Here is a 12,167-nt window from a genome sequence, read left to right on the forward strand (position 1 = left end):
AGGAATCTCCTTTTTTCACATTTTAATCTTTCTTATTATAACACAAGTTTTTTCGATTTTCACTAGAGGAAATGGATTTTATTCAGCAAATCCAGCTAGGATTGTCCTTTGGCTGCCAAGATTGCCTTGCCTTCTTTTATCAGGGGATGGCGGAAAAGTGAAAAGTACAGTTGGGTGGTCATGGCAACCCAGATAAGGGGTTCACAAAGGATAACTCCCCTATAGCCTGCCCAAGGGATAATCAAAACTACAAAAACAATTTTCCCGATTAGTTCTATAAAGCTGGAAACTAGAGGAAGGACTTTCTGCCCCAATCCCTGCAAGCAATTCCGATAAATCAGCAAAAGGCTCAAAATCGGATAAAAGACTGAACTGATTTGCAGGTAAAGACTACCATTTTCTACCAAGTATCCATCCGTCGAACTGGCCAAGAAGGAAACCAAGCTAGGACTGGCAAAAAAGAGGAAAATACAAATAAAACCTGCCCAGAACATGCTCAAACGACTCCCAACACCAAGGCCTTGAACTATGCGGTCTGGTCGCTTGGCCCCGAGATTTTGAGAGGCAAAGGTCGTCATAGCAGAAGAAATAGCCGTCATCGGAAGCAGAGCAAAAGCCATAATGCGTCTAGCTGCTGTTTGAGCACTAATAATCACAGCTCCAAAAGTATTGACAGAAGACTGTAAAATCACACTACCTATGGACACAATGGAACTCATCAAACCCATAGCCAAACCTTGCTCCAAGAGATCCGCATACAAGGCCTTGTTCCATTTAAAATGCTTGAGTTGAGGAAGTAGTTCTGGAACACTCTTACGGATATAGTAAAAACAGAGAACCGCTGACAATCCTTGCGAAATAATGGTAGCAAGCCCCGCAGATTGAACTCCCAGATGCAGTTGCGTAATGAAATAGAGATCCAGAACCACATTGACCAAGGCAGAAAAAATCAGAAATCCAAGAGCTGCTAGACTGTCTCCAATGGATCGCAACAAGCCTGCAAAAAGATTATAGGCAAAGCTGACACCTACACAGGTCACAATCATAGAAATATATTGATAGGATTGAGGAAGGATTTCTGCAGGGGTATCTAAATATTGCAAGAGTGGATACAGACCGACAAATCCCATCAGCATGATCACAATGCTCAAAAGAACACCTAAAATCCAAGTTGCTGCTACTGCTTCCTTGATTTTAGTGAAATTACGAGCCCCATAATAGCGGGCAATGACGATCCCCATCCCATTGCCAACACCAAGCGTAAAACCTATAATCAAATCAAAAATGGCAGTTGTCGCCCCTACTGCAGCCAAAGAATCTTGACCAAGAAAACGCCCAACAATCAAGACGTCAGCTGTATTATAGAGTTGTTGGAAAATATTTGACAGCAAGATTGGAAAGGCAAAGCTTAACAGCGCAGGAAGAATAGGACCATGTATCAAGTCCACGGATCGTTTCTTATTCATAAAGCTATTATATCAGCTTTCTAATGGAGCGACAAGACTCTGTCACTAAGTTTGAAATCAATTGCTTACAGAGAGACAATTTGCTATAATCAAGAAAAGGAGTTCATTTATGAGTTTGACCAGTCAATTAATTACCGATGTATTTCCTGATCTGGATAAGGTTGAAAAGCTAAACAAAGAAGCTTTTCCCGAGGAAGAACGAGTCCCTCTGTCTGAGTTCTTGCGCTATCAGGACCGAGAAGACGCTCACTTTTTTGCCTTTTATAACCAAGAAGAGTTTGTCGGCTTTGCTTTTGCCATCTCCAATCCAAAGGCCTTCTATATCAGTTTTTTTGCCATCATGCCCCACCTGAGAAGCCACGGGTATGGAAAGGAAATCATCGAAAAGCTGACTGATTTTTACCAGCGAACCATGTTACTCGAAGTCGAGCGATTGGATGAAGAATGCGATAACTTGGAGCAAAGGAAGGCTAGAATGGACTTCTATCGACAAAATGGCTTTAAAACAGCCAACGCTTTCCTTGAGTACGATGGTTTGAGTTTTGAAATCCTCTATCGTGGCGACTATTTTGACGAAGAAGCCTATCGCGACATCTTCCAAAAGTTACAAAATGAACATTATTTTGACTTTCATATAGAGTATCGTCGTTTTAGTGACCATTAAACAAGACTTATCCATCCGGTGAAGAACCTCTCTTTTTCGATAGAAACTACATATAAAAATGCATGTAATCTACGATTACATGCATTTTTTATTTTCAACTGATCAGAATAAACTTTTATTCTCTCTATGGCTTAAGCTTCTGCATTGCCTTCCGGAAGAAGGAAGTAGAGAATAGCATAAGCTAAGATTCCAGAACCACCAAGTAGGGTGAAGATAATCCAAAGTGCACGAACAAGTGTGTGGTCCATGTTAAAGTAGTCACCGATACCAGCACAAACACCAGCAATCTTTTTGTCTTGTACGTTTCGAACAAGGCGTTTTTCCATTATAGTAGTCTCCTTTTTATAGAATGATTTAATTTTTTTGATTAAATACTCTTTTATTACGCTTTTGAAGCTTATGGAGACTTAATATTTAAACATAAAAAGCAGAGAAAGACTTCTCCGCTTTTATTTTTAATCTTCAATTTCGATTTCGAGTCCGTCGCCTAGGTCAAGTGTTACTTCTTGGTTAGGTGCTAAATCTTCTGCAACAGAGGTAGGAGTTGTTCTTTCTTCATCTTCAATCAAACCATATTGAACACGGACTTGGTGGTCAATGGCATCAAAGATTTCTGGGTGATCCGCCAAGTATTTCTTAGCATTTTCAGATCCTTGTCCGATTTTTTCACCCTTGTAAGAGTACCATGCTCCCGCTTTTTGGATGATATCGAGATCACTTGCAATCTTCAAGAGCTCACCAGTCTTAGAAATTCCTTCTCCGTACATGATTTCAACAAAGGCTTCCTTAAATGGTGGAGCTACCTTGTTTTTCACGACCTTGATCTTGGTTTCCTTACCGACATTGGTATCTTTTTGATCACCAGTTCCCTTGATTTGTGTGCTTCCACGAACATCCAAACGGACTGAAGCGTAGAATTTCAAAGCACGTCCACCAGGTGTTGTTTCTGGATTTCCAAACATGACTCCAACTTTTTCACGCAATTGGTTGATAAAGATGGCAATTGTTTTGGTTTTATTGATAGAAGCACCAAGTTTACGCATGGCCTGGCTCATCATACGAGCTTGCAAACCAACGTGACTATCTCCAATATCCCCATCAATTTCCGCACGAGGTACAAGGGCCGCAACCGAGTCGATAACGACAAGGTCAACTGCACCTGAGTCAATCAATTTTCCAGCAATTTCAAGACCTTGCTCTCCTGAGTCTGGTTGTGACAAGAGCAATTCGTCAATGTTCACACCAAGGGCTGCAGCATAGGCTGGGTCAAGAGCATGTTCCGCATCGATAAAGGCTGCAATACCACCTTCTTTCTGTGCTTGCGCAACAGCGTGAAGGGCAACCGTTGTCTTACCAGATGATTCTGGTCCATAGATTTCGATGATACGTCCTTTAGGATAACCACCTGAACCAAGAGCAATGTCCAGAGCCAATGAGCCTGAGCTCATCACTTGAACTTTTTGCTCCGCGCGCTCACCCAAGCGCATGATTGAGCCTTTACCAAAGTCTTTCTCAATCAATTTAAGAGCATCGTTCAATGCTTTTTCACGGTCTGCTCCAAATTTTTTCCCAATTTCATCTAATTTTTTTGTTGGTTTTTTCGCCATTTTGTTCTCCTATATTCTACTGGTCCTTAGACCTATCTTTCATTATACCAAAATTTAGTCACTTAATAAAGCCTTGCGAACTAGGTTAAAGGCATGCATGACCGCAATATGTCGAACATCTGCTCGACTCCGTCCTGCAATATTGGCCTTGATCACCTCTGTCCCTTTTGCATGTGCCAATCCAATAAAAACTGTACCAGCTGGATGCCCCTCTAGGCTATCTGGCCCAGCTACACCTGTCAGACTGACACCATAATCAGACTGAGTCTTGATCCGTGCCTGCTCTGCCATTTTTCGAGCCGTAAACTCAGAAACGACCCCGTGTTCTTTTAGCTCTTGCTCGTAAATATCCAACATCTTAGACTTTTCTTCTAGGCTGTAAGTGACAAAACCGCCATTAAAGATTGCTGAAACGCCCGAAAAGTCTGCTAATGTTGCTTGAAAGAGACCTGCCGTCAAGCTTTCTGCCGCAGTAATTCTTTTCTGTCTCTTCTTTAGCTCTTCTACAACGACACTTGCGAGACTGGTTTCTTCCCCATATCCATAACAGATGTCTCGTAGAGAAATTCCCTCGAAAGTTTGGCGACTCAAGATTTGATTTTCTAAGATATCCAGTGCTTGATCAGCCCTTTCTTGACTAACTGCTTTTGTAGACAAACGCAAGGTCACTTCTCCCGTCTTGGCATACGGCGCCAAGGTCGGATCGGTTTGATGGTCAATCAAATCCGCCAAAATGGTCACCAACTGACTCTCACCAATTCCAAAGAAACGGAGCACTCGTGAGTAGAGCTTAGCACCAGTCATTAACTTGGGTAAGAGTTGATTTAAGACCATAGGTTTCAATTCACTAGGTGGTCCTGGGAGGACCACGTAGGTCACGCCATCCACTTCCGACACCCCTCCTACTGCTAAACCTGTCTCATTTGGCAGTGGAGTCGCCCCTTCTACAATTTGGGCTTGGCGCTCATTATTCGGTGTCCGAGCATAGTCAGGTCTATGAGCAAAGAAAATATCCAGTTTCTCTTGCGCTTGAGGGTCAAACACTAGATCTTTTCCCAAAAATTTTGCCAGGGTTTGTTTGGTCAAATCATCCTCGGTTGGTCCCAAGCCCCCTGTCAAAATCACAAGATTACTACGTTGACTCGCAATCTCAAGCAAGGACAAAAGACGAGCTTCATTATCTCCAACAGCTGTTTGGAAGTAGACATCTACCCCGATTTCGGCTAGTTTCTCTGATAAAAACTGAGCATTGGTATTGACAATCTGCCCTGTTAAAATTTCTGTTCCAACAGCAATAATTTCTGCTTTCATGTTTCCTCCTACTTATCTATTCGAATTTTTTTGAAAAAATCGCAGGAAATTTCCCACGATTTGATTCTTTTCTTATTCTGCTTCTTCGTTTGAAGCGTTCGTACTGGTTGAAGGTGCTGTCCGACCAAAGGCTGTTTCGTACAGTACCGCATTGGTTTCCAATTCTGTCACTGGCTCTTTACCTAGCGAACTACGCAAGAGATTTTGCATTTCGAGCATATGTTCTGAAGTGACAATCTGATAAGAAATTCCCTGTAGCTCAGCATCTTCCCCACGCAATTGATGCGTTTCGATATTCTTGAAGGAATCTTGATAGCCGAGCAATTGTGGAATGCTCTTAGCTGACAAGTCCACATTGGTCTGCATGTTATCACTCAAAGCTTTGAGGATACCTTGATAATGACTCACACTGTTTAGGCTCAAAACCTTCTCAACGATCTTTTGAATAACTTCACGTTGACGTTTTTGACGACCATAGTCTCCCTCTGGGTCTTGGTAACGCATCCGTGAATACACCAGAGCTTCCTCCCCATTCAAGGTTTGTTCTCCAACACCGATAGAAATCTTATTAAACTCCTCTTGGTCAGCAATCGAAATTGGGAAACCGAGTGTATTGTTGACGGTAATTCCACCAACCGCATCCACCAATTGTTGAAGCCCCTGCATGTTAACCATCACATAGCGGTCAATGTGGATATTCATCATCTTTTGAATAGTAGAAATTGCAAGTTCCGCACCACCATTAGCATAGGCCGCATTGAGTTTAGCTTCCTGAACTTGACCGTTTCCAGTCTCAATCTTGGTCAAAATATCCCGTTCCAAACTCATCATAGTGGTTTTCTTTGTTTTGGGATTAACCGTCAAGAGAATCATGGAATCACTATTTCCCGCCCACGGGTCTGTACGTTCCACATTTCCCGTATCTACCCCCATCAAGAGGATGGTCAGAGGCTCCGTCGCTTCGATAACGTTGGTTTCTTCACCAATTTTTTTATAAGTCTTTTCACTCAAGGTTGCTGTTCCTTGTTGGAAAATGGTGTAACCATAAACCGCTACACCTAAAACTGTTACTGCTAGGAAACCTAGCACCATTCCAATTAATTTTTTAATCATCTCGTTATTCATTTATCAGCTTGCCCATAAGACAAACATCTAAAAATATCCCTTCTGCTAAATAGGCTCCTCTTTCTTGTAAGCCTTCTGTGATAAATCCCATTTTTGAGTAGAGGTGGATCGCAGCCTCGTTTCGTTTTTGTACACTGAGTTGCAAACGGCGCAAGACGCCACTGACTTTAGCCCACTCGATGCCTTCTTCTAGAAGTATAGTCGCCAAGCCTTGGTTCCAGAATTTCCTGCGAACTGCTAGAAAAACATCACCGATATGTCGAACTCTTAAATGTTGGTCCGCTGTGATATTTAAGACTCCTGCAATCTCATCATTCAGTAAGGCGAGGAGAGTAATTTGATTCTCTGATGCAGCTTGTTTTTCGATAAAAAGAGCCATTTCAGAAGCTGTCATCATGATGCCATTTTCATCCAAGCTGGTAAAATCTGTCTCTTGACCGACACAATCTAAAAATGCAATTAAGGCTGTAGCATCTGAAATCTCTGCCTCACGAATACACAACTCATACTCCATCTTGAAGCTCCTTGATGAGTTGTTCAGCCCGAGAGCCATGAGCCGTAAAATGAAGACAACGCCCCTCAGCTTCTTTCAAGATTTCCAACTCCAAGTAAGAATCTGGTAAATCTTCACCCAAAAGATGCCCCCACTCAATAACAGTCACACCACCACCGAAGAGAAACTCATCCAAGTCAATAGAATCAGCATCACCTTCGATACGGTAGACATCCAAGTGGTAAAGTGGCAAACGCCCTTCGTACTCTCTGACAATGGTATAGGTTGGACTTTTAATCATTTGACGGATATCCAAGCCCTTAGCAAGGCCTTTTGTAAAGGTTGTTTTACCCGCTCCCAACTCTCCAGTCAAGATCAGAACATCGTCTTTTTGAAGCAAATGACCTAATCTTTCTCCGAGAGCTAGAAGCTCTTCTTCATTTTTTGTGTGCATGCTACTATTATACCAAAAAGTTTTCTTTTGTGTGAATTTTCTTTATGAACTTACTATAACAATTTTGAAAAATTCTCCTCCATTTAAAAGAATACAACTATTGAAAAAACAAACAGGATATCCCGAATCAGGTGTCCATAAAAGGAGATTTCCCTTTGAATACATTTTGGAAAAAGGAAACGTGCGCATAGAAAACCAACACTGATATAAATGAGAATTGAGGAAATCACTAAGGGATTCCTCAAGAAAACCATCGTAGCTAGAACGGAAATGACGACTGTTTTCTTTTTATTTAGGTAATTTTCTATATCTCGAAAAATTTTATCAAAAGGTAAGAAAATCAATAGATCTACTCCTAGCAAGAAAAAGAAGGAGGGTAAAAAGAGGTCAACCAATTCCTGCTGCAATTTGCTAGTGGTTTGGATGCTTTCTGAGAGAACCAGACAGGTTGCCAAAAGATTGACTACTAAAAGGAGGCAATAAACAAGACTCACTTTCTTTTGAACATGTAAAATACTATGTCTAGACTGGTCTGCTGTATGGAAATAATTTATCCCAGCGCACAAAACAGAAATTCCTACTATCAAAATCAAAAAATAAGCATTGGTCTGTTTTAAAGATAAAAAGGATTCTTTCCATAATAGACAACTACTAAAACTAATCTGGATGACTGCAATCAACAACAATAGGCGAATTGATTTTACCATTTCTTTTCCCTCCCTATATGGGATTATACCTTGTGAGGAGTTTGAAATGATAGTTTCCGCCTCAAATGTCCTTTTTTTGTGCTCAACTGACCAAAAAACAGCTCTGTTGTGAACAGAACTGTTCTTTTACCAGTCTAATCCTTAAACCAGAGAGCAATTTCACGTTTTGCAGAAGCTTCCGAATCGGAGCCATGAACTACATTTTGAATAGCTTGATTGTCTCCTGCTGCTTTAGCAAAATCTCCTCGGATAGTTCCAGGCAAGGCTTCTTCTGGACGAGTAGCTCCCATCATACTACGCCAAGTTTCAATCACTTTCGGACCTGATAGAATGCCCACCACTACCGGTCCTGAGGTCATAAACTGACGGATAGGAGGATAAAAACTTTTTTCAACCAAGTCTTGATAGTGTTGGTCAATCAAAACTTCTGAAACCGCTGAACGTAACTCTAATTTTTCGAGTTTGAAACCTCGTTGTTCCATTCTTTGCAGAATTTCGCCAACCAACCCTCTTTTCACACCATCTGGCTTAATGATAAAGAATGTTTGTTCCATATGGACACCTCCTTGGCATTTTAGTTCTTCTATTCTACCATACTTTATGAAAAAGTGGGAAAATTTTCTGAAATAAAACAAGAGAACCCAAAGGTTCTCTTGTTTGCTTTTATTCTACTGTTTCTTCAACTTGGATTTCCACAACTTCCTCTACAGGAGCAAGTTCTGCCTCTTCTTGTTCTGGAGCCAGATATTCTGCTTCATTGATAGCTTGTGGTTCAAGGTTACGGTAGCGAGCCATACCAGTACCAGCTGGGATGATCTTACCGATGATAACATTTTCCTTGAGTCCAAGGAGATGATCTTTCTTACCACGGATGGCCGCATCTGTAAGGACACGAGTTGTTTCCTGGAAGGAAGCCGCTGACAAGAAACTGTTGGTTTCAAGTGAGGCTTTGGTAATTCCCATAAGAACTGGGCGACCAGTCGCTGGGACTCCACCTGCGATAAGAACATCCTTGTTAGCATCTGTAAAGTCGTTGATGTCCATGAGAGTACCCATAAGAAGGTCTGTGTCACCTGGATCCATGACACGAACTTTACGGATCATTTGACGAACCATTACCTCGATGTGTTTGTCACCGATTTCTACCCCTTGGCTGCGGTAAACTTTTTGTACTTCACCGAGAAGGTAGGTTTCAACTGACAAGACATCACGAACAGCGAGGAGACGTTTCGGTTGGATAGAACCTTCTGTCAATGCCGCACCGCGAGAGACTTGGTCTCCAACTTCGACGCGCATACGGGCTGTAAATGGTACCACGTATTCGCCTTCTCCAGTTTCACCCTTAACGAAGACTTTCTTGGTACGAGTTGACGCGTCTTCTTCGATAGCTGTAACTTGTCCTTTGACCTCTGTGATGACCGCTTCCCCTTTAGGATTGCGGGCTTCAAAGATTTCTTGGACACGAGGAAGACCCTGAGTGATATCGGTATTTGAGGCAACCCCACCCGTGTGGAAGGTACGCATTGTAAGCTGTGTACCAGGTTCCCCGATAGATTGGGCAGCGATTGTACCAACTGCTTCACCAACTTCAACCGCATCACCAGTCGCCAAGTTGATACCGTAACAGTGACGGCAGACACCATGACGAGTGTTACATGTAAATACGGAACGGATAGTCACTTCTTCCACACCAGCATTGACAATTTCACGCGCCTTGTCTTCTGTAATCAACTCATTTGGACCGATGATCACTGCACCAGTTTCTGGATGTTTAACAGTTTTCTTAGTGTAACGACCGTTGAGGCGTTCTTCGAGAGACTCGATCATCTCTTTTCCTTCTGCGATAGAACGGATCAAGAGACCACGGTCTGTTCCACAGTCGTCCTCACGGATGATCACATCTTGGGCAACGTCAACCAAACGACGAGTCAAATAACCTGAGTCGGCTGTCTTAAGGGCCGTATCGGTCATACCTTTACGGGCACCGTGAGTTGAGAAGAACATTTCGAGTACTGACAAACCTTCGCGGAAGTTTGAAAGGATTGGCAATTCCATGATACGTCCGTTCGGAGCGGCCATCAGACCACGCATACCGGCAAGCTGTGAGAAGTTTGAGATGTTACCACGGGCTCCAGAGTCCATCATCATAACGATTGGGTTCTTAGGATCTTGGTTGGCAACCAAACGTTTCTCTAATTTTTCACGGGCTGCACGCCATTCAGCTGTAACAGCGTTGTAGCGCTCGTCGTCTGTGATCATACCACGACGGAATTGTTTGGTGATTTGTTCTACACGTTTGTGTGATTCTTCGATGATTTCAGCCTTGTCTTCAACAACTGGGATATCGGCAATACCCACTGTCAAACCTGCAAGAGTTGAGTGGTGGTATCCGAGATTCTTCATGCGGTCAAGTAGGGCAGAAGTTTCTGTCGTACGGAAACGTTTGAAGATTTCAGCGATGATATTCCCAAGATTTTTCTTCTTGAATGGAGGGTTGAGTTCAAGATTGCTGATTGCTTCCTTGATATCTCCACCTAGTGGCAAGAAGTATTTAGCTGGAACACCTTCTGTTAAATTGGCATTTGTTGGTTCTTGCAAGTAAGGCAGACCCTCTGGCATGATGTCGTTGAAGAGGATTTTACCAACTGTTGTAAGCAAGACCTTGTGTTTTTGCTCTTCAGTCCAAGGTTTGTTGAGGCTATCTGTCGCGATACCAACACGTGAGTGGAGGTGAACATAACCATTACGGTAAGCCATAACCGCTTCGTCACGGTCTTTGAAGACCATTCCTTCACCTTCACGACCAGCTTCTTCCATGGTCAAGTAGTAGTTACCCAAAACCATGTCCTGAGAAGGAGTAACAACTGGTTTACCATCTTTCGGATTCAAGATATGCTCAGCAGCCAACATCAAGATACGAGCTTCTGCTTGAGCTTCTTCTGAAAGCGGTACGTGGATGGCCATTTGGTCCCCGTCAAAGTCGGCATTGTAGGCTTCACAGACAAGCGGGTGTAAGCGAAGGGCCTTACCATCAATCAAGACTGGCTCGAAGGCTTGGATACCCAAACGGTGAAGGGTCGGTGCGCGGTTCAAAAGAACTGGGTGTTCTTTGATTACTTCTTCAAGAATATCCCAGATACGTTCGTCTCCGCGTTCTACCAAGCGTTTAGCTGCCTTAACGTTTTGCACAATGTCGCGGGCAACGATTTCACGCATGACGAATGGTTTAAAGAGCTCAATCGCCATTTCGCGTGGTACACCACATTGGTACATCTTAAGAGTTGGACCAACGGCGATAACGGAACGTCCTGAGAAGTCAACACGTTTACCGAGCAAGTTTTGACGGAAGCGTCCTTGTTTCCCTTTGAGCATGTGGCTCAATGATTTGAGTGGACGGCTACCTGGTCCTGTAATCGGACGACCACGACGGCCATTATCAATCAAAGCGTCAACCGCTTCTTGCAGCATACGCTTCTCATTTTGAACGATGATACCTGGTGCATTCAACTCAAGCAAACGAGCCAAACGGTTGTTACGGTTGATAACACGGCGGTAAAGGTCGTTCAAGTCAGATGAGGCAAAACGGCCACCATCCAACTGCAACATTGGACGAAGATCTGGTGGAATAACTGGAAGAATGTTGAGAATCATCCATTCAGGTTTATTTCCAGACTTGTAAAAGGCATCCAAAACATCCAAACGGCGGATGGCTTTGACACGTTTTTGTCCAGTAGCTGTTTTCAACTCTTCTTTGAGTTCAGCAATTTCTTTTTCAAGATCTACTTGTTTCAAGAGGTCCTGGATAGCTTCGGCACCCATCTTGGCAACGAATGACCCATAACCATACTCACGCAAGCGCTCACGGTATTCGCGCTCTGTCATGATAGACTTGTGCTCAAGTGGTGTATCCTTAGGATCAATCACTACATAAGCCGCAAAGTAGATAACTTCCTCGAGGGCACGAGGACTCATATCAAGGGTCAAGCCCATACGGCTTGGAATCCCCTTGAAATACCAAATGTGAGATACAGGAGCTTTCAACTCGATGTGCCCCATACGCTCACGACGAACTTTCGTACGCGTCACTTCAACCCCACAGCGGTCACAAACAATCCCTCTGTAACGAATGCGTTTGTACTTCCCACAAGCACATTCCCAGTCTTTTGTAGGACCAAAGATGACTTCGTCAAAGAGTCCTTCACGTTCTGGTTTCAAGGTACGGTAATTGATTGTTTCAGGTTTTTTGACTTCTCCATAAGACCATGAACGGACTTTGCTTGGAGAAGCTAGGGTGATTTGCATACTTTTAAAACGATTTACATCAACCACTATTTCTTCCC

The 12,167-nt window shown here is 43.0% G+C and carries 11 protein-coding genes; 1 reads left to right on the forward strand and 10 read right to left on the reverse strand.

Annotated elements, in window-relative coordinates; translation table 11 throughout:
• Positions 1–95: 95 nt before the first annotated feature.
• Complete coding sequence (locus GMD5S_RS0200750) at positions 96–1,466, reverse strand: MATE family efflux transporter (RefSeq protein WP_016893668.1); 1,371 nt, start codon at positions 1,464–1,466, stop codon at positions 96–98.
• 109 nt (positions 1,467–1,575) lie between these two features.
• On the opposite strand from GMD5S_RS0200750, the gene GMD5S_RS0200755 reads away from it, so the two are divergent.
• Positions 1,576–2,130 carry a GNAT family N-acetyltransferase gene (locus tag GMD5S_RS0200755; protein ID WP_000060284.1) on the forward strand — a complete coding sequence of 185 codons (555 nt, stop codon included), beginning with the start codon at positions 1,576–1,578 and terminating at the stop codon, positions 2,128–2,130.
• Positions 2,131–2,261: 131 nt separating this feature from the next.
• Here GMD5S_RS0200755 and GMD5S_RS0200760 read toward each other — a convergent pair whose 3' ends face one another.
• From GMD5S_RS0200760 to rpoC, 9 genes are all read right to left on the reverse strand, one after another.
• Positions 2,262–2,456: a PspC domain-containing protein gene (locus GMD5S_RS0200760; RefSeq protein ID WP_000415527.1), complete on the reverse strand. Its 195-nt coding sequence runs from the start codon at positions 2,454–2,456 to the stop codon at positions 2,262–2,264.
• A gap of 129 nt (positions 2,457–2,585) precedes the next feature.
• Positions 2,586–3,737, reverse strand: coding sequence for a recombinase RecA (recA, locus tag GMD5S_RS0200765; protein ID WP_001085520.1), 1,152 nt, complete (start codon positions 3,735–3,737; stop codon positions 2,586–2,588).
• Between the two features lie 54 nt (positions 3,738–3,791).
• The gene (locus GMD5S_RS0200770) at positions 3,792–5,048 is read right to left on the reverse strand and encodes a competence/damage-inducible protein A (RefSeq protein ID WP_000642671.1); all 1,257 of its coding nucleotides are present in this window, start codon (positions 5,046–5,048) and stop codon (positions 3,792–3,794) included.
• Between the two features lie 72 nt (positions 5,049–5,120).
• Positions 5,121–6,161: a glycopolymer--peptidoglycan transferase LytR gene (gene lytR, locus GMD5S_RS0200775; RefSeq protein WP_000592171.1), complete on the reverse strand. Its 1,041-nt coding sequence runs from the start codon at positions 6,159–6,161 to the stop codon at positions 5,121–5,123.
• A gap of 4 nt (positions 6,162–6,165) precedes the next feature.
• Complete coding sequence (locus tag GMD5S_RS0200780) at positions 6,166–6,687, reverse strand: GNAT family N-acetyltransferase (protein ID WP_000455514.1); 522 nt, start codon at positions 6,685–6,687, stop codon at positions 6,166–6,168.
• The gene (gene tsaE / locus GMD5S_RS0200785) at positions 6,677–7,120 is read right to left on the reverse strand and encodes a tRNA (adenosine(37)-N6)-threonylcarbamoyltransferase complex ATPase subunit type 1 TsaE (RefSeq protein ID WP_000556959.1); all 444 of its coding nucleotides are present in this window, start codon (positions 7,118–7,120) and stop codon (positions 6,677–6,679) included. The genes GMD5S_RS0200780 and tsaE overlap by 11 nt, the downstream gene beginning before the upstream one ends.
• A gap of 83 nt (positions 7,121–7,203) precedes the next feature.
• The gene (locus GMD5S_RS0200790) at positions 7,204–7,827 is read right to left on the reverse strand and encodes a hypothetical protein (protein WP_000240910.1); all 624 of its coding nucleotides are present in this window, start codon (positions 7,825–7,827) and stop codon (positions 7,204–7,206) included.
• 134 nt (positions 7,828–7,961) lie between these two features.
• A complete protein-coding gene (gene ndk, locus GMD5S_RS0200795; protein WP_000438281.1) occupies positions 7,962–8,381 on the reverse strand; it encodes a nucleoside-diphosphate kinase in 420 nt (139 codons plus the stop codon).
• Positions 8,382–8,490: 109 nt separating this feature from the next.
• Positions 8,491–12,156 (reverse strand): DNA-directed RNA polymerase subunit beta', encoded by a 3,666-nt coding sequence (gene rpoC / locus GMD5S_RS0200800; protein ID WP_000228753.1) that lies wholly within the window; start codon positions 12,154–12,156, stop codon positions 8,491–8,493.
• Between the last annotated feature and the right edge of the window lie 11 nt (positions 12,157–12,167).

Origin of the sequence: Streptococcus sp. GMD5S, assembly GCF_000298715.2 — a bacterium.
Lineage (GTDB): Bacteria > Bacillota > Bacilli > Lactobacillales > Streptococcaceae > Streptococcus.